Genomic DNA, 22,970 nt, shown 5'->3' on the forward strand with positions numbered 1-22,970 from the left:
TTTCCTCACAAGGCCGCGTTACGCCTACGTACTACATGACGCAGCACGGCGTCGACTTGAGCGCCACGACGCGAAAGTTCTAAGGTTTCCCGCAATTCGTTCACCTGCTGATCCTCGCTACGTTCCACCCCGTCGGATTGAATCCATTCCAACAGTTCATCTAGCTGGTCATCCCCATAAGCCGCCAAAGGCAGTCCTTTTGCGACCGGAGGTCGCGGACCACGGGCAGCTCCAACCACGCGCAAATTCGGGGCAGCGGGATTTTTTTCTTCTGACTCCCGGTCCTCGGGGTTAGTGTTGGCGTTATCCTCAGCAGGGGTCTCCTCGGAGTTTCGGGGCGCAACAGATTCCGCTGCGGGCGATTCTGTACTATTCAGTACAGTTTTAGGACGACTTGATTCTTCAGGAACTTCGATTTGCGGAGCCGCGATGAGGGGAACCGAAAGCGCATCTTTTCGGCTAGCCAAAGCCGTTTCCACCGCGTGTCGGACCTTTGCCGCCTGCGCGGCAGGGTTCGCAAAAACTTCCATGGTGTAACAGGTGATGACTTTCCAACCAGCCGCTTCTAATCGGGCGGGCCAGAGCCTCTCCCGTCTGCGCAAGGAAGGTTCTCTCACGTAAGTGTCATCGTCGGTCAAAACTGCTACCAGCAGCTCACTGGGCAGTTCAGCAGAACCAATCGCCAGGGGAATCTGAATTCCGTCTTTGAATCCGAAGCGAGGCACTACTGTCAGACCTGCCCGCCACAGACGCTCCGCTAAATCCACCAGCAGGCGGTCCGGTTCGGATTCAAAAGATTCCGGGGTCGTGAGAGCCCGTTCCATGCCTTCTGGGTTATCGGCGGAATCCAACAAATCCACCAGCATCCGAGCCCCCGGCTCACTAATCTTGGACACGTCAACCTCATTGGCTCTAAACGCACTGACGATTTCGAGTCGTTGACGCACCACTTCCAGGCAACCGACCACGTGGGCAACTCCGGAAGGACCAGAAACTGGACCAAAATTCAACTGCACGCGCCCGTGCGGAGTCTTGGACATACCCAAACTCATAATCACTACGTCTCGGCGCAGCCCGGTCGCCGCGGCGGAATCGACGATGACGAAAGGCTCCCGTCCACTCCCCTTGTGAAAAAAATCCTGCGCCTGCGGTACTTTTACCAAAGCATCGTTCAAGGCAGAACGAATTCGCGTCACTCCCCTGGGGTTCAAACAGACTACCGCCAGGGATTGCGAGGCACGGTTCAGAGCATGATCCAAAATCAACTCCACCACGCGTGAAATTTCGCCTCGTGAAATTACCGGTGAGCCATCCCGCGCCAGATGAGATTCTGAATCGCTTATCACGTGAAGTTTCACCAGCGAAGCCGGGCGCGGAGACGGTACGGGCGACACAGACGCACCGTAACCGTGACTCGCCAAGAACAAGGCAACCTGCTCAGAAAGCTCGCCCAAATCGCAGCGCAGCGAAACTACCGGCAGGACTTTTGCGGCAAGCTGAGTGAATCCAGTCCAGCCACGCCGTGAATCGCCGAGCACTACCAGCTGCTTTGCCCGCGCGATGAGCGGAATCACCTGAGATAAGCTCATAAAATCCAGATGATCCAACACTAAAACTTCGATTGTGGAACTTCCATAAATCTGAGCCAGCAGGTACGGCGAAAGTGCCCAGACGGGACGCAGTTGGCGAATTAGGGGAGCAAAACTTTGAAAATCAGACAGCGCCGCCGTATCCCCGCACTCGAGCACGGATTGCAAGACCTCAGCGGTCGAAGCTTGGGCTTGACGCGCTTGATTGGCAAGTTCGTGCATGGCTCGGGACACGGGGTAAGGTAGCGATTCAATTTGCGCCAAATCCAAGGAACGCAGGGTATCTGCCAATTCGTGCATGGCTGCCCCGTCGATACCTGCCAGGATCGAATCGCTCTGCAGAATCTTTAGCAAGATGGCTGACCACCATGCCAAATCAAGTTCTGCTAAAGCTAAATCAGCAGGAACTCGCCGCGCCCGTAAATCATCGAGAAGCGGTCCTAAACCGGACTCTTTCAGTTCCTTTAGCAGCTGCACTTGCCGGGGCAGGCGCAATGCCTGGTCAGTCGTTTTGTCCAAGGATTTTACTAAATTCAAAAGGTCGGACAGCGGTACCTCCTCAGGTTTCGTCCCTTCGGGGGTGGTGACTTGGCTGAGAATGGGGGCTAGCGCCGCGACTTCGGCGAACACCTGCGCCGACAGTTCCCGTACCGCCTCAAATTCTTGTGGAATTCGTGGCCAAGCGCCCGGCAGCGCGTGACGACGCCACAGGTCACGAAAACTTTGGACTCGTACCAGTTCAGTGTGCAAATCTTGAGGTGCAACCCCCGGACGCAACGCATCTTTAGCTTGCTTTATCAGGGTTCGCTTGTCCTTGCCTTTCATCGGTAAGGAGCGCTCTTGCCGCCATTTGCGGCTGGCAGTAGCGATGACCATATCCGCTGCTGAATGCGCAAATATCTCGGGTTGGAAAATATCTAAGGAGCGCGCCACTCCCTCCAGCATTCCCAGTTGTTCTTTCCAGGCGTTCAGGGTTGAGGGGAGAACCAATCCAGTTTCTTCACTGACTCGTTCCAGTTCCTGATGCAGAGTTTCCAGACGACCGTCTGCCAGCGCATGAATCTTTTCGATGGCATCCTGGGCATCTGATTCGGTCGAAAGAACCACGCCTTTCCAGGGGGATTCCTGCAATTCCGGCTCAAGGAGACCGGCATCCTGAGCTCGGGTCAGCAGATCCCGAGCCCGTTCGCGTCCCTCTTTGCTGGAATGCTCGTCATCGGCAAGTTCCAGTTTCACTTTCGTGCGCGGTCCCGGCTGCGCACTGGTTAAATCCGCAAGGGCTTGCAACGCCGCATAGGCGGAAACTCCCCACGGTTCACGTACCACATGTAAACGCTGGGTGTAAGCGCTCAGTTTGTCTCGGGTTTGCCGCAGCCTTTCGTGAGCGTCACCCAATTCGGTCACCGGTACTGGCGGCTGTGGATAAGCGGTGTCTTCGTTCAACAGTTGGTCGCGGAGCCCGCTGAGCCACTCACTAGCCCCAGTTAGGTCCAATACGAAACTGCCCAATCCGACCTTTTGCATACCGTCCACTGTGACTCTACCAATTCGGCGCCCTCCCGGTACGTAGCAAACGTGTTTCCCGCTGGCCCCGCAATCTGCCAGGATTGCTTGTACGGTAGAGGCACCGGGCGCTCCCGGAGGAACATCGACGAAAATAGAACGTCCGCTGGCAATCAATTCCACAACTCGGGCTTGGCTCACGTCCAAGTCTCCGATGCCGCGTTCCAAATCCGGATCCCGGTCTGCCGGGCTGGTCTCCGGCAATGGTTCCAAGAGTTCAGCAGCTGCCGATTTATCTCCGGCGAAGGCTCTGACCAGTGGATTCTTGCCAGCCATCGGGAGGATAGCATCCCAATCTGAGCTGAGTACCGCACTGGAGACTCCCAGATTGGCAACCAGCAAATTTTCTTTGAGATCAAATCCTGGTATAAAGTCTTGTCCCGCTCGGCGAATCGCTTCCAGAGCTGGGGTCACGTTCAGGCGACCGTCTTCTAAGCTCGCGGCGATTATGGCTTCGGGATTGCAATCGATATGACGGTCACGAAATGCTTTCACCAGAACCGGATTTATCACGACGGACCCGCCCATTTTTAAGGTGTAGTCTCCGTCAATCGCCTCCAGCTCCAGCGGACGCATCAGAACCGGCAGATTAAATTTTTCCAGTTTGAAATGACTGAGTTCGGGGCGAGTGCCTCGTTCAGATTCTTTAAAAGGGGGCAATTGTGTCCAATTAGCTACCCCAATCACCAGATTGGTGGGGTACAGCCCGCTGCGCGCTACTGAGGATTTCTTTTCCGCGTCTAGTTTCCTCATCACTGCCCGAGCGGCTCCCAAGACAGCATTGTCACGCAGTAATGAAGATAATTTTGTCAGTCGACCACCATACAACTGGGCTATTCCCGCCGGATGCGCCCCCGTCAAATCAAGAAGGTTCTGCAGAGTATCGAGGTCACGTAGACCCTGAGCTCCCGGTGAAGCCGAGGCTTCTTCAGCCCACCGCGTCAGACGCTCCTGAACCGAATCGACTGCTACAGACTGCAGGACTTCGGTGGCAGCATCATTGCACACAGAGGAAGCGGGCTCGGAATTTGCCGCACTTTCTCCGGGGTTTTGTACCGGCTGTTCCAAATCTTCTTCCACATATCCACGATAGGTGAAATATGGCACAATTCAGTGATGGCGCGCCAAAAGTGGGTGAATCTAGCGGAGGAAATGAGGACTCACAAGCCAGATTACCCCACAGTTTCCAGCTGCCCCAGCAGGCGCTGAATCACCGTCCCCAGCACTGCAATCAGGTCTTCGCGACTCATAGAGGCGAGAGGCTCCAGCTTTACCACATAGCGAGATAGCAAAACCCCCAAAATCGCACTCAACATCAGCTCGATGGCCAAATCCAAATCTGTCCCGACTTGTTCCTTAATGCTGGCCATAATCTGATTTTCCACATAGTTCGCAAAGGTCTGCTGGGTTGCCGAATCTTGCAGCAACAGGTTAAACAGTGTCTCCGGAGTTCCCGCCGTAGCGGCTTGTTCCCAAGTATTCAAAATGGTGGCAGCCAAACGGTGTCCGGTTTCTTCTGGAGGACCCTCCACCAACGCCGCTGTCATCAATTGCTTGGGATCTCCCCGGCAAAGCCAGCGATTCTCGCAACAGATGAGCCTTAGAACGAAAGTAATACGCGATGAGGGCCGGATCCACTCCGGCACGACGAGCAATTTCGCGATAGGTAGCGTGTTTATAGTCCAGTTCAGTAAATGCCGCATGGGCTGCTGTCAGGATTCTTTCTCGCTTTTCCCCTCGCGGCCCCGAAGGACCCCTCCGGACTGAATTCACACTCTTGACCAATTTAACAAACCTTGCGTTACTTAATTATTTGTTCAAGTTTCAATAACGATTCCGCCAACTCTCCACCTGTTTTCGAGGTGAACTCAAGGATTTCGTATTTTATATTATTCTAATTTCAACACGTTAAAATTTCTCGGTTTTCTCGATAGGTTCCTAGCAAGCACGGCAAGGAAATGAATTGAGGCCCATCGTATGAGTGTTAGTGCCGCGAACATCATCCGCCTCGGAGTCGATGTGGGTTCCACCACGGTAAAGGCGGTAGCCCTCAACACTCAAGGACAAAAAGTCTTTGCCGACTACCGCCGACACAAAGCAGATGTTCGCCGTGAGCTAACCCAGCTTTTGGAAGACGTCCTCATCGATTTGGGTGACGTCATCGTCCAAACCACAGTCACCGGCTCAGGAGGTCTGCAAATCGCGAACTCTATGCGGGTTCCTTTCGTCCAGGAAGTCATTGCTGAAACCGAAGCTGTGCGTCAACACAGCCCGCAAACTGACGTCATCATCGAACTGGGCGGGGAGGACGCGAAATTGACCTATCTGCATCCGACTCCCGAACAGCGAATGAACGGGTCTTGTGCGGGAGGAACCGGGGCATTCATCGACCAAATGGCGACCCTGCTGGACACTGATGCCGAGGGAATGAACAGACTTGCGACACAATCCCAGAACATTTACCCCATCGCTTCACGCTGCGGTGTTTTTGCCAAATCCGACATTCAACCGTTGTTGAACCAAGGCGCTGCCCACGCAGACATTGCGGCTTCTGTGTTCATGGCGGTAGCCACGCAAACCATTGCGGGTCTCGCTAACGGTCGCCCTCTTCGTGGTCAGGTCATGTTCCTCGGTGGACCGCTCCATTTCCTGCCGGAACTGCGCCAGGCTTACCAAAAGCTGCTGCCCAAAGTCGACAACTTTTACACGCCCCCCGACGCGCAACTCTTTGTAGCCTTAGGCAGTGCCTTGTTGGCAGATGGCGGAGGCGCGGGTGGTCCAGCTGCCGCCCCGGAGAACCTGAAAGTCCTGATTGACCGCCTGAAACAGGCTAAGGTCATCCATGAATCGACCCGGATGCGCCCCCTATTCAAAAACGATGCCGAGCTGGCGGAGTTTCGTCAGCGCCACCGGCGCGATTGCATCCAGTCCCTGGACCCGAATGAAGCGCAAGGTCGTTGTTGGCTGGGGATTGACGCCGGTTCCACCACCATCAAAGCGGTAGTTATCGACGAGACAGACCGCATAGTTTTCTCTCATTACGCCTCAAATGAAGGGAATCCCCTCCGAGCGGCCATCGAGATTATCCGCCAAATTCACCAGGAACTTCCAGCAGACACCACTATCGGACGCGCTTGCGCTACCGGTTACGGTGAAGGCCTGATAAAGACCGGGATGAGTCTGGACGAAGGAGTCGTGGAAACTATGGCTCACTATCGGGCGGCAAACCGTATCGCTCCGGGGGTAACTTCGGTGGTGGACATCGGCGGCCAGGACATGAAATTCATCAAGATTAAGGACGGCAGTGTCGACTCGATTTCAGTCAACGAAGCGTGTTCTTCCGGCTGCGGTTCGTTCTTGCAAACGTTTGCCGCCACAATGAGTACCACGGTACAGGAGTTTGCTGCCGCCGCGGTGCAGAGCCCCAATCCGATAGATTTAGGGACCCGGTGTACCGTGTTTATGAATTCTTCGGTCAAACAAGCCCAAAAAGAAGGCGCCGATACCGGGGCTATCGCCGCGGGACTGTCGTATTCGGTAGTACGTAACGCTCTGTATAAAGTCATCAAGCTAAAAGACCCTTCAGATTTGGGTGACAAGGTTGTGGTGCAGGGAGGTACTTTCCTGAACGATGCCGTATTGCGGGCGTTCGAGTTACTGACGAAACGTGAGGTGATTAGACCCAATATCGCCGGTCTGATGGGAGCCTACGGGGCGGCCTTGAGCGCCAAAATGCACGATGACCCCACCGCACAATCCACTCTGGCAAGCTTGGCGGATTTGGATGCCTTCGATGTTGAAACCACCCATAAAACCTGCAACTTTTGCCAAAACCACTGCCAGGTGACGATTTCTACCTTCGCTAACGGATCCCGCCATGTCACCGGCAACCGTTGTGAACGCGGCGCTAGCTTGGAAAAACGACCTCAAAAGTCCGAGGTTCCAAACCTCTATGACTGGAAATATCGCCGGCTGTTCGCCTATCGTCGGCTGACCGAAGACAAAGCCACTCGCGGGGATATCGGCATTCCTCGCGTTTTGGGAATGTATGAGGATTATCCGCTGTGGTTCACAATTTTGAGCCAGCTGGGTTTTCGCGTCATGATTTCGGGACGGTCCTCCCACGATCTGTTTGAACAGGGAATGGAATCAATTCCCTCGGAAAATACCTGCTATCCGGCAAAACTGGCCCACGGGCATATTGAGCAGCTACTAGAAAAAGAGATACAAACAATTTTCTACCCCTGCGTGAGCTACAACATACCCCGTAATCTCCAGGCAGACAATCATTTCAATTGTCCGGTCGTCGCCACCTATCCCGAAGCGCTACGTCACAACGTGGAAGGTCTTGATGCCCCCGGAGTTCGTTTCATCTCACCGTTCTTAAACCTGGCGAATCCAGAATTTGTGGCAAAACGTCTGACTGAAGTATTTGCTGACTGGAATGTCACTATTGAGGAGGTCACCGCCGCGGTTCACGCCGGCTACGCCGAGGACGCGAGAGTCAAAGACGAGATTCGTCAGCAGGGTCGTCTGGCCCTGGAATGGATGCGCGCGCATGGCAAACGCGGTGTGGTCCTAGCGGGTCGTCCCTACCACTTGGATCCGGAAATCAATCACGGAATTCCCGAGGCAATTGTCAGCTTGGGCATGGCGGTGCTGACGGAGGACTCTATCGCTGACGGACGTCTGGAACGCCCGCTGCGGGTGCGCGACCAGTGGACTTATCACTCTCGCTTGTACGAGGCTGCCGCCCGAGTTGCCTCGGAACCAGATTTAGAGCTGGTGCAGCTGACCTCGTTTGGTTGTGGTCTCGATGCCGTCACCGCAGAACAGGTCCAAGAAATTCTGGAAAGTCAAAACGACATCTATACCCAACTCAAGATTGACGAGGTCTCAAACCTAGGAGCAGCAACCATTCGTCTACGTTCCCTGGCCGCGGCCGCTATCGAGCGCACAGGACGCTCTAAACGCTCGGACGGCAACATCAGTGTCGCCGGTCTGACCGGCAGCGCGAACGTAGACAGTACCGGCAGTGTCAACGTGAGTTTTCTACCCAACCCCTCCCCCGAGACTGCTGAGAACCATCATCAGGTCGCTGGTGAAGCTCTCGCCTCAGCGACCGTGGCTACCTTCCCTGCCAGCTCTACCCGCCCAGGGGGAGTGCCCAGTCCCCTATCCGTACTCCATAGTGCCGGCAAGAACCCTGCGGGTCATGTCTACGAGGCACACCCCTTCACAAAAGAGATGCGAGATGCCGGCTATACCATTCTGGTGCCGCAGATGGCGACCATCCAATTTCGTCTGGCAGAGCCAATCCTGAAACGCAAAGGGTACAACATTCGGCTGCTGGAGACTGTCGACGCGCAAACCATGGAAACTGGGCTCAAGTACATCAATAACGATGCCTGCTACCCCTCACTGGTGGTGCTGGGGCAGCTCATCGACGAATTTGTTTCCGGACGAGCCAACCCGGATAAAACTGCCGTAGCCATGAGCCAGACCGGCGGGATGTGTAGGGCGACAAACTATGCTTCGCTGCTGCGTAAGGGATTGCGAGATGCCGGATACCCGCAGGTCCCGGTCATTGCCATGTCCCTGCAAGGACTGGAAGAAAACCCCGGATTTAAGTTCACGATTCCGATTTATCATCGAATTATTCAAGCCTTGGTCATCGGTGACGCTATTCAAAAGATGCTGCTGCGAGTCCGACCCTACGAGGCGGATCCAGGCTCGGCGCTGGCTCTTTATGAGCGCTGGAACGCGTTGTGGCGCGACTGGTTTGCTTCGAGCGGAAAACGAGTCGACGGTTTCGGACGTGTCAGCTATGCCAAGCTCACGAAGATATGCGTACGTGAATTTGATGCCCTTCCCCTGCGGAACATTGCCCGCAAGCCGCGGGTCGGAATCGTCGGAGAAATACTGGTCAAATTCCATCCCTACGCCAATAACCATGCGGTACAAACCATCGAAGACGAAGGCTGCGAAGCGGTCTTGCCCGGTCTGCTGCAATTCTTTGAATACACGCTTGCAGACGGTAAATGGGACTGGGAGCACCTGGGGATAAACCCCCTCGCCCGGTTCACGAAACCACTGGCACTGTGGCTTTTGCGCCGATACACCGCAACGGTGAACAAGGCGATGTCAGCCACCAACGGCAAATTCCTGCCTTCCCACAACATTATGGATATGTATGAGCGTTCCCAAGACATCGCGTCCATGGGCAACCAGGCAGGAGAAGGTTGGTATTTAGTTTCTGAGATGGCGGACATGATTGAAAGTGGCTGCCCGAATATCATTTGTGTGCAGCCCTTCGCCTGCCTGCCTAACCACATCGTCGGCAAGGGCATGTTTCGACCGTTGCGCAACCGTTATCCCCAGGCAAATATCGTCGGAATTGATTACGACCCTGGAGCTTCGGCAGTGAACCAGCTGAATCGGATTAAACTCATGATTTCGACTGCAAAAATCAACGCTGGGCGTGATTTGGACTTTAGTAAGCTAGGCGCGGATCTACCCGAAATCTCGGTGGCCGACTCCCCCACTAGCTGTTGTTCTAACCCAAACCAGCCATTGCTGCTGGGAATGCCGACTCTGCCCGACCAAGATTAAACGAAGTGCCCCCGAGCCGATTCGAACGGCCGACCTACCGCTTAGGAGGCGGTTGCTCTATCCACTGAGCTACGAGGGCAACGTCATCAAGTCTACTGTTTTTTCAGTGCGTTTTTAAAACTCTCTCCACAGCAGACTGGCAGCAATAAAAAGCGAGTGGAGCCGAATTCCCGACTCCACTCGCCCAAGTCTGAAAGTTACTGTCCGATGCGCACGTATTCAGGGTTGCCGTAAACCTGTTGAACCCTCACGGACTCACCAGGTCGTGGGGAGTGCACCATCTTGCCTTCACCGAGGTAGACACCAACGTGACCGCCGTAGTAAACGATATCGCCTGCTTGGGCTTCCCCGGCGGAAACATGCTTACCGGAAGCACCTTGTGCCCACGAAGTACGCGGCAGGGCAATCCCTGCTTGGTTGTATACGTAACCAACGAAACCGGAGCAATCAAAGCCGTTAGGAGTAGTTCCGCCATAAACGTAGGGCACGCCCTGGTAACGCAGGGCAATGTCCGCGATAGAACCGCCGGCAATATTAGCGGGAATGGAAATCGGAGCGGCAGAAACTGCGGCGCGGTGGGTGCTGCGAGCAGCGGTCCCCTGATTGTTAGTGCTCTGCGCTTGCTCCTGTTGCTGCTGCGCCGGCACCTCAACTTGACCCTCGGTCCACGCCACGTTCTCCGGGGCGGTGACTACCGGGTTGGCAGCAACCGCGAGGTGTGCCTGCGCAACAGCGTCGCCCACCTGGGCAGAGACCGGTACTTTGGCCTGAGAAGGGGCATCTGTGCCCTCGGGAGCAGCAATAGCTGAACCTGCCCAAACGGTGCCCAACGCCAAACCGGCGGAGGCTGCGGCTACGAAGCCCTTCTTTGCGTCAATGGTTTTCAGAGAATCCAAAGGTGTAACGGGCTTAGTGGCAGCACGATGCCGAGCCCGAGAAGTGGTGTTAGCCAACCTTGTCCCTTTCCTTGAAGGCCTGATTTCAAGTTCAGATTCCGAACGGCACAACCCGTCCCCAGAACGTGTTCCTAACACTACACCAAAGAAATTCAAATGTCACATTTGGATAACAATTCCCGGCTCTTTTGACAAGAATTGGGCACTTTTTGCCTATAGCTTTATGAAAAAATGCTTGAAGAGGTCACGCGGAATCGCCACGACCGGCACGTCTTTTTCTCCACTTTTGCCTGCATTTTCAGGGAAAAGTGCGGCAACTTCAGCGTTGTCATCAAACCTGAGTGTAGCCTTAGAACCAGGTAACAATTTGGCTTCACTTAATTTCTTAAGAACGCCCTCGCAAGCCTGGACCGGCTCTCCGATTCTCCCAATCTGTACCGTTCCTCCGTCAGGGTGGCGACGCCAGAAAGAATCCAGAGTAGATCCTTCAACAGTAGGGTCAAAGTTCTTGTAGTTCTTCACTCGGCGGGGTATCGGATTACCGTAGGGATCGCATTCCGGCATTTTCAGCAGTGTCAACAGTAGAGACTCGACCTTTTCACTCATGACGTGTTCCCACCGGCAGGCTTCATCGTGAACCTCATACCAAGGCAAACCGATAATGTCAGTCAAGAGACGTTCCGCTAGCCGATGTTTGCGAATGACCTCAGTGGCTGCGCGCATCCCCTGTTCAGTCAACGAAATTTTTCGGTCGTCTTCCAGACTCAACAGCTCATCGCGCTCCATACGGGAGATGGTCTGACTGACCGTCGGTCCGGAATGCCCTAATCTCTCCACGATTCGCGCTCGCAGCGGAGCCACTCCGTCTTCCATCATCTCGTAGATGACTTTCAGATACATTTCCGTGGTATCGACCATTTCGCTCATTCGCGTGATTCTTTCTGCATCGTGACTTCTCAGCAACAGTCAGGTTCTACACCGCCGAGAACACTCTCTAACTTATCAAAAATCTCAACTTTCGGGCATCTCTCCAGCCGGGTTCCTTTCTCAGTCAGTTTCCGGGTTTCCGCATATTTTCTGCACAAGGGTCCTGGGGCGGGCTGATGCAGATTGTTCGACCAGTTGGGGGTGATGGCATAATCGAAATGTGAGTGAATATGCGAACCTAAAGATTCCTACCGAACTTTTACCTAAGGACGGTCGTTTTGGCTGTGGTCCCACCCTGATTCGTCGTGAGCAGTTAGATTGCTTGGGGCGTTCGACTCTCATGGGGACTTCTCATCGGCAGCCCCCGGTAAAGAATCTGGTAGCCGACTGTATCTCGCGGATGCGTGAACTTTTTGAGGTTCCCACCGATTACACGGTAACCCTCGGCAATGGCGGAGCCACCACTTTCTGGGCCGTTGCCACCGCATCTTTAGTGAGGCACCGCGCCTCTCATGCCGTCTTTGGTTCTTTTGGGGAAAAGTTCGCCAAAGAGACTTCTGGCGCACCTTTCTTGCAGGAATCACTAATCACCAAAGCCGAGTTAGGGGACTCCACCCTCCCGCAGCTTTCCGAACAGGCAGACGTTTACGCCTGGCCGCAGCAAGAAACTTCAACCGGGGCGATAGCTCCCGTGAAACGCGTGGGTCACGCGGATCAGTTGGTGTTGATTGACGCGACTTCCATTTCCGGCGCTGTGCCCGTCGATTTAACTCAGACTGACGCCTACTACTTTTCTCTGCAAAAGGCTCTGGGGTCAGATGGCGGGCTGTGGTTCGCTTTCCTTTCACCACAAGCGGTAGAACGCGCCAGTGAAATCGCCGACGCGCCGTCTGCGGACCGCTGGATTCCCGCGATTTTGAATTTGAAAACTGCGGTGGCAAATTCTGTCAAGAATCAGACTTTGAATACGCCCGCCATTGCCACTTTAGAGCTGCTACATTCTCAACTGCAATGGTTAGCTAGTCTCGGCGGACTCCGGGACGCACACCAGCGGGTTTGCGCCAGCTCAGAAGCGATTTATGCCTGGGCGCAAGCGAAGCCTTTCGCCGCTCCCTTCGTTGCCGACCCGGTAAAACGCTCCCCGGTTGTTTCCACCATCGAATTCGATGCTTCTGTGGATACCGCGGTCCTGCTCCAGGTTTTGCGCGCCAACGGTATTGTTGACCTCAGCCCCTACCGTGCCGTGGGACGCAACCAACTTCGCATCGGTACTTTCCCCTCTACTGACCCTGCCGACACGGCAGCACTGCTAGCTTGTCTCGACTACGTCATCGAGCGCCTCTAAACAATCCGAAATCTCAAAAGACCCGGTCAACGTCTTGACCGGGTCTTTTGCTGGGAAACTCCGTTAGGAAATCAACGCCTGAATGGGTCCCAGAGCAAAGTAGACAACGAACAAGAGACCCACGACCCACATCAAGGGGTGAATCTCTTTCAACTTACCGCGCGCCAACTTCATGATGATGAAAGCAACGCAGCCAAACCCGATACCGGCAGTAATCGAGTACGAGAAAGGCATCATGGCAATAGTCAAGAATGCCGGAATTGCATTTTCAGCATTCTTCCAATCAATGTCCGCCACCTGAGTCATCATTAAGAATCCCACAAAGACCAAGGCGGTCGACGAGGCTTCTGCCGGCACCAGCTCTACCAGCGGGGCAAAGAACATGGACAGCAAGAAACACAGCCCCACTACGACGGAGGACAAACCGGTACGGGCTCCAGCACCGACGCCGGAGGTTGACTCCACATAGGACGTGTTCGAAGACACGCCGCCCAAACCGCCAGCCATAGCTGCCAGAGAATCAATCAGCAGGATTTGGAAGGTACGCGGCGGGTTGCCTTTCTCATCAAGCAAACCGCCGGCTGCGCCGACACCGACCATAGTGCCCATCGTGTCAAAGAAGTCTGCCAGCATCAGGGAGAAAATCAGCAGTAGCACTGAGATAACCGGAAGCTTCGTGAACGCCCCGAAAAAGTCAATCTGACCGAAAGTGGCAAAATCAGGAAGCTGCACGGGCGAGCCCTGCAAAGCAGGGACGTTCTTGGTCCAGCCAGTTTCGTTGACGACCTTGCCGGTCTGGTCAGTCATCAGCGGGATTTTCAAAATTGCTTGGAGAATGACCGCCAAAACGGAGGACACCACAATCCCAATGAGGATGGCAGCCTGAACCTTGCGAATGTAGAGAACCAAAATCACCACGAAACCGACTAGGAATACCACCATCGGCCAGCCGGCAAAGGATCCACCGATGCCAAGCTGAACAGGTGTCCCGCCGGGACGCACGACTCCCGCGTTGATGAGACCAACCAGCGCGATAAACAGACCAATACCGACCGAGATGGCGACTTTCAGCTGGCTGGGAACGGCATTAAAGACAGCTTCACGGAAACCGGTGACCACCAGCAGCGTGATGACAACGCCCTCCCAAAAGATAAGCCCCATCGCTTCGCCAAAGGACAGCCCGAAGGGACCAAGCACCAGGGTAAATGACACCATCGCATTCAGTCCCATGCCAGCCGCCAGAGCCAGGGGGAAGTTTGCTACCAACCCCATCAGGATGGTCATCAAGCCTCCGACCAGGGCAGTTCCAGCCGCGATAGAGGCAGGGGTGACATTTTCAGCTCCACCTGCGCCAGCTGCGGCAATCAGGATGGAGGGGTTGACGACCAGGATGTAAGCCATCGCGAAGAAGGTCACCAGACCGCCGCGGATTTCTTGCCTTACGGAAGATTTACGCTCGGAGAGTTCAAAAAAACCTGCGATTCCGTCGCTGGTGCGGGCGGAACTCTTAGCGGTTTTCTTTGCGGATTTGTTTGCAGTTTTTGTTGTATTGTTGCTCACTGCTTAACGCTAGCTGTTTCCATGAGGATAAACCAAAACGCAACGTCACAGGCTTAGGCATCCGCGGTTTGTCCCGAAAGGGTAATCTCATCCGGATTGAGTTCCTGCAAAGATTTGTCATCCAGGAAGGTCCGTCCTACCGGTAACGTACTGGGGGTCAAATCCGCATCAGTTTCGGAGTGTGCCCCACAAGTGTGGTCCATCGCCACTACGTGTCCGTCGTCAGGGCTCCACGCATTGGTGCACAAACCAAATTCCAGCCGGAGCGAACCGCTGATTTTCCAAAGGTAACCGCAGGTAGAGCACGGGTCTTCCGGCGGGTTACCGTGACGATCCAGCTCGGTACGCGAATGTACATCACGCAGCCAGCGTTTTACCGCCGCATTGCGCCCCTCACGGTTCAGGACCCGCTTGCGTCCCAGTCCCAATTCCCACAGAGCCAGCTGGTCAGCGTCTTGCCCGGTGGCTTCGTATCCTTGGTCAAGGTTCGGATCGTCGGGATTGTAGGGAGTGCGGTCTTTTCGCCCCAAGTCACCGGGCTCCAACCGCTCTGACCAGGGTATCCACGGGGGTGCCAGCAAGGCACCTTCAGCCGGCAACAGGTCCGTTTCGCACACTGTCCCAATCCGTCCGTGTGGAACTCGGGTCAGGCTGACAGCCCAGACCCAACCCTTATATCCCGGTTTCAGACACTGGAAAAAATGCGTCACCAACCGTTGACCAGTGGCTTCCACCCGCAGGTGCTCCCCCACTTCGGTGTCTTTCGTGATGGATTTTAGGGCGTTACGAGCCAGGTCAGACTGTTTTGCTAGTACGGAGTCAAGCTCCAAAGTCTCCGCAGGCTTGGTAGCCTGGGTTTGTTTTTGAGCCATCAAAAGTTCCTTCGTGTCACTTCTTGGTTTAGTTCATTCATTCTGGAGGTGCTCATGCTTCGAAAGACTGCGCCACGATTTTCAGCATCTTGGCAATTTGTTTCCCGTTCTCGGGATATTTCCCCCGTCGCAGATTTCCGGAGGCATCGTCGAGAATCCGGATGAGATCCTCCACAATAGGCACCATATCAGCAGCTTTTTTACGTTGTGCTTTCGCTACGGAGGGAAGTTTTTCAACTACGGTTACGTTCATGGCTTGACGACCACGTTTGCCGTCAACTACCGAGTATTCAACCTTGGTACCGGGGTGCAGGTCCACCACGTTCTCAGGCAGAGCCGAGGCATGGAGAAATACCTCTTCACCGTCGGCTCCAGCTACAAAACCAAAGCCTTTGACAGCGTCGTACCATTTCACTTTCCCGCTCGGCACTTGTCCTCCTCTGTAAATCTTGGTTCACTTACCGCGTAAATCTAACGATTTCGGCAAAGTTCTCAACCCAACCAGTCTAACTGTAAGCCACAGCTGAGATAAAGTTGTAGGTGACGTTTGTTCTGTTTGGAAGAAAGTAGCAAAGTTACTGTGTTCTCAAGAATTCGTTTCATAGCGGTGAGTTTTATTTTAGTGATGGCGGGGTTCGTTCCGGCGGACTTCGCGCAGGCTTCTCCTGCTGTCCAACCCGCAGCTGATCCCCTGGATGTTTCGAGCAGTCAGATTTACGACCCCGATAACAAGCTGGGCGACGATGGTATCTACCAGGTGAAGAGTTCTCTTGAAGCCGCCAAGAATTTTAACATGTCGGTCTATATCGCTATCGTCCCTGATTTCGGTGAGCTCTCTCCCCGCGAATGGAACGAAAAAACGATGCAACTTTCGCATTTACAAGCTAATTCTTATCTCCTCTCCATTGCCTATAATCCCAATGCCGACGGTGCCGGAGAGATTGCGGCTTCTTCTACCGCTGGTTCGGCTATCAATAGTGCCCAGGCTGGCGACCGGGCTATGCAGGTTTTGCCTTATCAGTTGAGTAACGGCGATTACGCATCTGGAGTGAGTTCTTTCGTCCAACAGTTGATGGATCTCGCCATGTCGGCGAAATCTGGTCCGGCAGCTCCCGCGGATAACGCCGACGTTTCAGGAAGTTCCACCAACAACTGGTTCATCCTCATGCTGATTTTGGCAATGTTGGTGGCAGTGGCTTTGGCTATCGCGATTTATCGGCGGAATTCCTACAGCACAGCAGCGAAACCTCAGGACAGTGCGAAGTTTGACCGGGTTGAGAAAGTCAATCAAGACAGCGCGGTTGAAGGCAACGCGACATTTGCCCCCGCGACTGCCACCGAAACAGAACCTCCGGAAAACGCTACTCAGTCCTTCGCGACTTTTGAGACCCCTGCTCTGGTTGGAGATACCCCCGAAACAGTGCCGACAGATACCTTTGTTGCAGCTGCGCCGACAGCCGCACCACCGGAACAGATTCAGCCGGAAGCCCCGACCTATCCAGAGCCAGAGATGCTCTTCGATGAAGCAGCAGCCGCTGCAAGCGAGGTCAGCTACGAACGGGGTCTCAACGCTGTACACGATTTGAACAAGGCGATTTTTGCGGCGGCAGAGGACTTGCACGCTTCCGTGGAAGCCTTTGGACCGGCGGAAACCACTAACTTCGCCGCCACCTTGGATTTCTCTCGAGAGCAAGCCAATGCCCTGATGAACTGGCTTGCAGGAGCAGATTTAGTCAGCTCCGAAGAAGTCGGGCAAGTTGAGGATTCGGTTCAACAGGTTAAACAGACTCTGTCCGCTGAGGTACTCGAATTCACGAAGCGTCGCTACAATCCTGACCAGGTCGAGGTTTCCCTCAACCGGTTGGCAGCTGCCTGGAACCGAGCTCGGAAATCTTTGGCACAGGTTGAAATCGTGGAAAAACAGCTAGAAGCCGACTATCCCCAGGCGAATCTGGGTCATGCCAGCGCCAATCTAAGTCAATCGAAACGGCTACTAAAAGCTGCCTACAAGGGAATTTTGTCCGGGCAAAAGTGTTTGCAAGAAGGGGACGCCAAAACTGCAATTCGTTATGCGCGCGGTTCTGAGCGAGCAATCACTCAGACCGAATTCGCCCTCGAACACATCACCAAGCTCGGTGCATTTCTATCTGAAACCAAAGAGCACCTCTCCAACATGTTGGAAACATTGAACGCGAATGTGCAAACCGTCCGGACCTATGATCCCGAAGCAAGTGGTCAGGAAATCGCCATTACGTTGCGAACTATGGAAAAAGCCCAGAAGGCTCTGGTCGGGGAAGGGGATCCCATCGAGGCTTTGAGCAAGCTCTGTGGTCTGCAAGCCAACCTGTTCAATATCTATGGCACTTCGGTTTTGGCGCAAGATTTGACTCAGTTACAAGGACAATTCCCGCTGCGTTTAGAGTGGGAGCAGCAGCATCTGGAGCTGCTGCGCACAGATATAATGCTGCGTCGCAATAGCATTGACCCGCAGATTGAACTGGAATTGGCACGCTGCGAGCAACTTATCGCCCAAGCGCGAGAGAAGCTCCCACAAGGACCGCTCATCGGGATGACGATGCTTTCTACAAGCGCAGAGATGTTGATTCAGCTGGGCAGTGGGATTCCGGAAGCTTTCCCCACGCCAGCTAAATAGTCCTCTGATAATTGTTTTGACCCGGTTTCCGGGTCAAAACTGTTTTTAGGGCAGTTATCCGCCCAACGCCATAGTTAAAAAGTTATAGGATGCTGAGAAGTCTGAAAATATCGGGATACCTTTTGGAAGTCCCGGCTATTCAAATTTTGAAAATTTAAAGATAAATACTGTAAGTAAAGAAAAACTCAATGAAGCTGCAAATTCCTGAAGAAGAAACGACTTACCTTTTAGTCGATGGAGAAAACATCGACGCCACCTTAGGGCTGAGCGTCTTGGGACGCCGTCCCGACCCTGACGAACGCCCCCGCTGGGATCGTGTCCGCGACTATGTCTCGGAAACCTTTCCGGGTCAAACCAAGGGGCTGTTCTTTCTAAATGCGTCCGCGCACATGCCCATGACGTTTGTCCAAGCCCTGTTGGCGATGAATTACCAGCCGATTCCGCTTGCTTCTGAAAGGGATGAAAAGGTTGTTGACGTGGGGATTCAGCGCACTTTAGAAGCTATCGACAAACAAGAATACGGAAATGTGGTATTAGTTTCTCACGATGGTGATTTTGAACCTCAATTGCGCAGTCTGCTGCGCAACGACCACGACGTTACGGTGGTTGGGTTTGAAGAATTCCTCTCCGGCGAATTGCGCACTCTCGAGGAAAGCGGTCTAAAAATCGTGGATTTAGAACGAGAGATTCATGCCTTCAATGCACCGCTGCCCCGTATCGGAGCTATCCAGCTGAGCGAATTTGTCCCGGAAGATTTTATTTAATCGCGGCTAAACGTTCCTGACGCAAACGTTGCAATCCAGGAATTTCCGGTACCGCCAGAGGCAGGGGAATTCTCAAGGCGCGGGCTAACAGCAAGTCAGCCAGCTGCGGATTCCGGGCCAAACACGGACCGTGCAAATAGGTCGCAATGATAGAACCCTGCACACAACCTTCCATTGCTTTTCCGTCCTCTGTGGCACGATAGCCCTCCGGAATCTCCCGGCTAACTTCATGCCCCTGCTGTACACCGGCTGCTGCACTAGCGCCGTCTGCCAGTCCCGGAGCTACCCCAGGCTGACCGTTACCGATGCCAGAGGTCACGAATCCCAATGGGGATGCGTCCCGACCCAAGAGGGTTGCGCCCCCGTGATTCTCAAAACCAGTCAGGGGTTCACTCAGTTCTCGTTCCAACGGTAAACCGCTCGGGGAATTGATTAATTCTCCGATAGCTCGCGCTCCTTGCGGCAGAGTCACCACGTCCAGCAATCCTGCCCCTTCGGTGCGTCTGCCTTCCGCGTCCGTGTACCAAGTTCCTAGAACCTGGAATGCTGCACATATCGCGAGAACGGGTTTTTGTTTTTGTACCGCTCGTTCCAATCCGCGGTCGGTTAAGAGGCGGCGAGAGGCAATGGTTTGCGCAACGTCTTCCCCACCGCCCAAAGTGTAGATATCCAGGCTCTCCGGGATTGCCTCAGTGCAGCTCACGTGAACAATCTCAGATTGATAGCCCAACAATTTGGCTCGATGCGCCAGCACCACCGCGTTACCGCCGTCTCCGTAAGTACCCAATACTTCGGGCATTAAGATCCCGATACGCAACGTCGATTCGTTCACTGCAACCACCCTCGCGCTACAAATTCAGCCCGTGCATCACGGAAACTTGTGTAGTTCAACAATAAATCAACCTCACCGGGCGCAACCATCTCGATAGCATCCAAAACTGTCGACGCCCAACGTGTCTCAATGTTGGCGTAGTTCAAACGCACCTGTAAATCAGCGCCACGTTCGCCGGTAGCGACCACGGTTTTTCCGCTTAAAGATTCAAAATTCACATCCCACAGCCAGCTCAAATCGGTTCCATCGGGAATTTGACCGTTGACTCCCACGATGATTTCAGCCTGCGGGTTCAGCATCGTCAGAGATTCCATCCATCCTGCCGGATTCTTTGCTAACAGCATCCGCACATGGCGCCCATCCACGCTGAAACTAGCGTAACGCCCTGCCACATCTTTCACTTGAGCGATACCGGTAGCAGCAGCGGAGACCTCCACGCCCAGTAATCTCGCTGCCACGAAAGCCTGCAGGGCATTGCCACGATTTGCTCGACCGGGGAGCTGTATCGTCGCGGTTGTTTCCTGCCCACTGCCGGTATCGATTAGCTGCACAGGAACACCGGGCTGGTAGCTCTCGGCTTTCCAAATCCACTTCGGGTGAGGCCGAGCAAACTCAGACTGGGTCGGGGGCTTGTCCCAAGGCACCTCATGAGCCAGCAGTTCCTCGACTGGAACCGAGCGCCACGACACGTCCCGGTCGAGACCGGAAGCTAGTTCAGGTGGTTTTCCAGTGGTCGCGTCCGATTCATCCGGAGAATAAATAATAGCTCCGCCGGTTCGAGGCGCTGTCAAGGAGTCTCCATTCCAGCCTTTGCCTGCCGCGACCCAGACAGGATGCGCGCTATCCCAAGCTGCCGAGGTCATCAGAGGATCATCCACATTGGCGACCACGTAAGCTTGTGGATTTTCATCGACAGCGCGACGGATGCGTTTTTCAATAACTGCGATTTCCCCCACTCGATCCAGTTGATCACGTGAGAGGTTCAACAACACGATAACCCGCGGGCGAGTTGCTTTCGCAATCAGCTCCAGGTGCATTTCATCAATTTCCAGAATCGCCACGCCAGCCCGCGGATTCGACATCAAAGCCGCGACAACTCCGGGAGTCATGTTATCTCCGCCACGGTTTGAAGCTACAGCTACACCTCCCGCCCGGACTGCTTCGCTGAGCATTCGCGTAGTTGTTGTTTTCCCATTAGTACCCGTGACCAAAGCAACAAGCCGATCTGCCGCCAAATGCTCCAGAATCTTAGGCTGCAGCCGCAACGCTACCCGACCACCAATCATGCCACCGCTGCCTCGCCGGGTGACTCGGGACAGCCACGCCGCACCTCTGCCCGCCGCTAATGCGAGGCGATCACGAAAATTCAGTCGACCTTTCCAAGGCAGGACCGATAGACTGTTTAGGTCTGAGGAAGAAACGGATGAACTCACGTAACAATTCTAAGGGCAATATCAAAAACAATCTCATACAGCCCTGCATACTACCTAACAGTAACATGCAAGTCTATTGATATAACAGCGAATTCTGCGACAGCTAACGATTTATTACAAAACGCTTTGGGCGAAGAAGTCAAAGGAGAATACCATGCAGGAAATCGTCATCCTCGGCGGCGGCACTGCCGGGTCAACCGTAGCTAATCGCCTGTACAGAAAACTTCCTGCCCATGAATACCGCATCACGGTAGTGGACCGCGACAATAACCATCACTACCAGCCGGGATACCTCTTTATACCTTTCGGTCTGTATAAACCCCGCCGCGTCGTGAAACCTCGTTCGCATTTCTTGCCTAGGGGAGTGCGTTTCCTCATGGATACCATCAAACGAGTGGATCCGGTGGCTAAAACCATAGAACTTGGAAGTCAGATTATCCCTTACCATTACCTCATAATTGCCACGGGATGCACCATCCGCCCCGACCAAGTGCCGGGAATGAGCGACCCCAGGGTGTGGCGCAAATCCGTCTATGACTTTTACAGCTTGGGTGGCGCAGTCCGTCTGCACCGGGCGATGCAGCAATTCAAGCGCGGGCATCTAGTCGTGCACATCTCCGAGATGCCCATCAAGTGCCCCGTAGCTCCGCTGGAATTCGCGCTCTTGGCGGATTGGTTCTTTTTCATGCGCAGACGCCGTTTAGACATAGATATCACTTTCGTCACCCCGCTGGACGGGGCTTTTACTAGACCCGTAGCCAAAGCACAGCTCGGAGAGCTGTTACGTCATCGTGACATCGAATTGGAAACCGACTTTAACGTTGAATACCTCGACCCGAAACGCAAAGTTCTGATTGGCTACGACGGGCGGGAAATCCCCTTTGATTTACTGGTGACGACCCCTCCGACCATGGGTCAGCAATACATCGCTGATTCTGGCTTGGGAAATGACTCCAACTATGTTTCCGTGAATAAGCACACTTTGCAATCCACCGCCTACCCGGATATTTTCGTGCTGGGCGACGCGGGAGATTTTCCCACTTCCAAGGCCGGCGCAGTGACTCATTTCCAAGCCAAGACTTTCGTGCCGAATTTCCTCAATTACTTACGCGGCAAACCCTTGACGGAATCTTTTGATGGACACGTCACTTGCTTTATTGAGTCGGGATTTCACAAGGCGCTGTTGCTCGACTTTAACTATGACGTACAACCAGTCACGGGCAAGTTTCCCCTCCCCCTGGTGGGACCGCTAAGCCTGCTGAAAGAAACTCATTTCAACCACTTGGCTAAAATAGGGTTCTATTTCGCTTATTGGGGTCTCTTGGTGCGCGGTCTTCCGCTGCTGCTACCTCGTAACATGCCTAGATTTGGCAAGGACTTTGCTCGGTGGGGTCTGCGTGATGATGGAGTCACAGCGCTTCCTCCGAAGCCACGTCAAGCAGTATCTCCCTCTCCACAAGTTCGGGTTCCCGTGGTCAAGGTGGCTCCTCCGACTCCTCAGGTGGCTCCGTATCCCACCCCCAGCTGTGAACCGCCAACTCCTGCCGCTAGTAACCAAATTCCAGTATTGCATCAAGTCAACGGCATACCTATTGACGTAACCGATGAGGGTTTCATGATTCATCCGGAACAGTGGAATGACGAAGTCGCCAAGGGTTTAGCGGCGGCTTTGCACATAGAGCTAGATGATGCTGCTTGGGAAGTGGTGCGTTTTGTCCGCCGCGAATTTGAAGAATACGGCGTCTCTCCAACCTTGGGACGGATTGCCAAGGTAGGGGGATTCAAGGTCAAAACCGTTTTTGAAATGTTTGGAACCAAGCCTGCGAAAAAGTTAGCCTTCCTCGCAGGGGCTCCGAAACCGGTGGGATGCGTGTGAAAATGGCAAGCTTAACTGACCAGATTCCAGAACCTTCCGAGAGACGAA

The 22,970-nt window shown here is 54.1% G+C and carries 15 protein-coding genes and 1 tRNA gene; 5 read left to right on the forward strand and 11 right to left on the reverse strand.

Features of this window, described 5'->3' with window-relative positions:
* Positions 1-5: 5 nt before the first annotated feature.
* The 3 genes from HMPREF0573_RS02410 to HMPREF0573_RS09880 form a co-directional block, all read right to left on the reverse strand.
* Positions 6-4,259 (reverse strand): DNA helicase, encoded by a 4,254-nt coding sequence (locus tag HMPREF0573_RS02410; RefSeq protein WP_244855363.1) that lies wholly within the window; start codon positions 4,257-4,259, stop codon positions 6-8.
* A 65-nt stretch (positions 4,260-4,324) separates the two neighbouring features.
* Positions 4,325-4,699: a TetR/AcrR family transcriptional regulator gene (locus tag HMPREF0573_RS09875; RefSeq protein ID WP_236589776.1), complete on the reverse strand. Its 375-nt coding sequence runs from the start codon at positions 4,697-4,699 to the stop codon at positions 4,325-4,327.
* A complete protein-coding gene (locus tag HMPREF0573_RS09880; RefSeq protein ID WP_236589768.1) occupies positions 4,584-4,925 on the reverse strand; it encodes a TetR/AcrR family transcriptional regulator in 342 nt (113 codons plus the stop codon). The genes HMPREF0573_RS09875 and HMPREF0573_RS09880 overlap by 116 nt, the downstream gene beginning before the upstream one ends.
* Positions 4,926-5,129: 204 nt before the next feature.
* On the opposite strand from HMPREF0573_RS09880, the gene HMPREF0573_RS02420 reads away from it, so the two are divergent.
* A complete protein-coding gene (locus tag HMPREF0573_RS02420) occupies positions 5,130-9,764 on the forward strand; it encodes an acyl-CoA dehydratase activase-related protein (RefSeq protein ID WP_013188788.1) in 4,635 nt (1,544 codons plus the stop codon).
* A 6-nt stretch (positions 9,765-9,770) separates the two neighbouring features.
* Here HMPREF0573_RS02420 and HMPREF0573_RS02425 read toward each other — a convergent pair.
* The 3 genes from HMPREF0573_RS02425 to HMPREF0573_RS02435 all read right to left on the reverse strand — a co-directional run bounded on the left by HMPREF0573_RS02425 (position 9,771) and on the right by HMPREF0573_RS02435 (position 11,587).
* A tRNA-Arg gene (locus HMPREF0573_RS02425) sits at positions 9,771-9,843 on the reverse strand.
* A 118-nt stretch (positions 9,844-9,961) separates the two neighbouring features.
* Complete coding sequence (locus HMPREF0573_RS02430) at positions 9,962-10,717, reverse strand: C40 family peptidase (RefSeq protein WP_236585942.1); 756 nt, start codon at positions 10,715-10,717, stop codon at positions 9,962-9,964.
* 156 nt (positions 10,718-10,873) lie between these two features.
* Positions 10,874-11,587, reverse strand: a complete 714-nt coding sequence (locus HMPREF0573_RS02435) for a metal-dependent transcriptional regulator (RefSeq protein ID WP_013188789.1) — start codon at positions 11,585-11,587, stop codon at positions 10,874-10,876.
* 220 nt (positions 11,588-11,807) lie between these two features.
* Between HMPREF0573_RS02435 and serC the strand changes: the two genes are divergently transcribed.
* A complete protein-coding gene (serC, locus tag HMPREF0573_RS02440; RefSeq protein ID WP_041797895.1) occupies positions 11,808-12,932 on the forward strand; it encodes a phosphoserine transaminase in 1,125 nt (374 codons plus the stop codon).
* 63 nt (positions 12,933-12,995) lie between these two features.
* On the opposite strand, the gene HMPREF0573_RS02445 is transcribed toward serC, so the two are convergent.
* The 3 genes from HMPREF0573_RS02445 to HMPREF0573_RS02455 are packed head-to-tail and all read right to left on the reverse strand — an operon-like array spanning position 12,996 to position 15,794.
* Positions 12,996-14,492 carry an NCS2 family permease gene (locus HMPREF0573_RS02445; protein ID WP_013188791.1) on the reverse strand — a complete coding sequence of 499 codons (1,497 nt, stop codon included), beginning with the start codon at positions 14,490-14,492 and terminating at the stop codon, positions 12,996-12,998.
* A gap of 53 nt (positions 14,493-14,545) precedes the next feature.
* The gene (locus HMPREF0573_RS02450; RefSeq protein ID WP_013188792.1) at positions 14,546-15,364 is read right to left on the reverse strand and encodes a DUF3027 domain-containing protein; all 819 of its coding nucleotides are present in this window, start codon (positions 15,362-15,364) and stop codon (positions 14,546-14,548) included.
* A 52-nt stretch (positions 15,365-15,416) separates the two neighbouring features.
* Complete coding sequence (locus tag HMPREF0573_RS02455) at positions 15,417-15,794, reverse strand: cold-shock protein (protein ID WP_004008014.1); 378 nt, start codon at positions 15,792-15,794, stop codon at positions 15,417-15,419.
* 177 nt (positions 15,795-15,971) lie between these two features.
* On the opposite strand from HMPREF0573_RS02455, the gene HMPREF0573_RS02460 reads away from it, so the two are divergent.
* Both HMPREF0573_RS02460 and HMPREF0573_RS02465 read left to right on the forward strand, forming a co-directional pair.
* A complete protein-coding gene (locus tag HMPREF0573_RS02460; RefSeq protein ID WP_236589766.1) occupies positions 15,972-18,017 on the forward strand; it encodes a TPM domain-containing protein in 2,046 nt (681 codons plus the stop codon).
* A gap of 188 nt (positions 18,018-18,205) precedes the next feature.
* Positions 18,206-18,781 (forward strand): NYN domain-containing protein, encoded by a 576-nt coding sequence (locus HMPREF0573_RS02465; RefSeq protein ID WP_004008012.1) that lies wholly within the window; start codon positions 18,206-18,208, stop codon positions 18,779-18,781.
* Here the strand turns inward: HMPREF0573_RS02465 and HMPREF0573_RS02470 are convergent.
* Positions 18,774-19,613: a type 1 glutamine amidotransferase gene (locus tag HMPREF0573_RS02470; protein ID WP_013188794.1), complete on the reverse strand. Its 840-nt coding sequence runs from the start codon at positions 19,611-19,613 to the stop codon at positions 18,774-18,776. The genes HMPREF0573_RS02465 and HMPREF0573_RS02470 overlap by 8 nt on opposite strands.
* Positions 19,610-21,001, reverse strand: a complete 1,392-nt coding sequence (locus HMPREF0573_RS02475; protein ID WP_236589774.1) for a MurT ligase domain-containing protein — start codon at positions 20,999-21,001, stop codon at positions 19,610-19,612. Before HMPREF0573_RS02475 ends, HMPREF0573_RS02470 begins: the two co-directional genes overlap by 4 nt.
* Before the next feature lie 199 nt (positions 21,002-21,200).
* Here HMPREF0573_RS02475 and sqr point away from each other — a divergent pair, with 199 nt between their 5' ends.
* Positions 21,201-22,922 (forward strand): type III sulfide quinone reductase, selenoprotein subtype, encoded by a 1,722-nt coding sequence (gene sqr, locus HMPREF0573_RS02480; RefSeq protein WP_013188796.1) that lies wholly within the window; start codon positions 21,201-21,203, stop codon positions 22,920-22,922.
* The last annotated feature ends 48 nt before the right edge of the window (positions 22,923-22,970 follow it).

The organism is Mobiluncus curtisii ATCC 43063, assembly GCF_000196535.1.
Classification (GTDB): Bacteria; Actinomycetota; Actinomycetes; order Actinomycetales; family Actinomycetaceae; genus Mobiluncus; species Mobiluncus curtisii.

Bases quoted from the DNA above. Each gene is read 5' to 3' on its own strand.
- HMPREF0573_RS09875 (WP_236589776.1), bottom strand. From the start codon at position 4,699: ATGACAGCGGCGTTGGTGGAGGGTCCTCCAGAAGAAACCGGACACCGT.
- HMPREF0573_RS02420 (WP_013188788.1), top strand. From the start codon at position 5,130: ATGAGTGTTAGTGCCGCGAACATCATCCGCCTCGGAGTCGATGTGGGT.
- HMPREF0573_RS02435 (WP_013188789.1), bottom strand. From the start codon at position 11,587: ATGAGCGAAATGGTCGATACCACGGAAATGTATCTGAAAGTCATCTAC.
- HMPREF0573_RS02450 (WP_013188792.1), bottom strand. From the start codon at position 15,364: ATGGCTCAAAAACAAACCCAGGCTACCAAGCCTGCGGAGACTTTGGAG.
- HMPREF0573_RS02465 (WP_004008012.1), top strand. From the start codon at position 18,206: ATGAAGCTGCAAATTCCTGAAGAAGAAACGACTTACCTTTTAGTCGAT.
- sqr (WP_013188796.1), top strand. From the start codon at position 21,201: ATGCAGGAAATCGTCATCCTCGGCGGCGGCACTGCCGGGTCAACCGTA.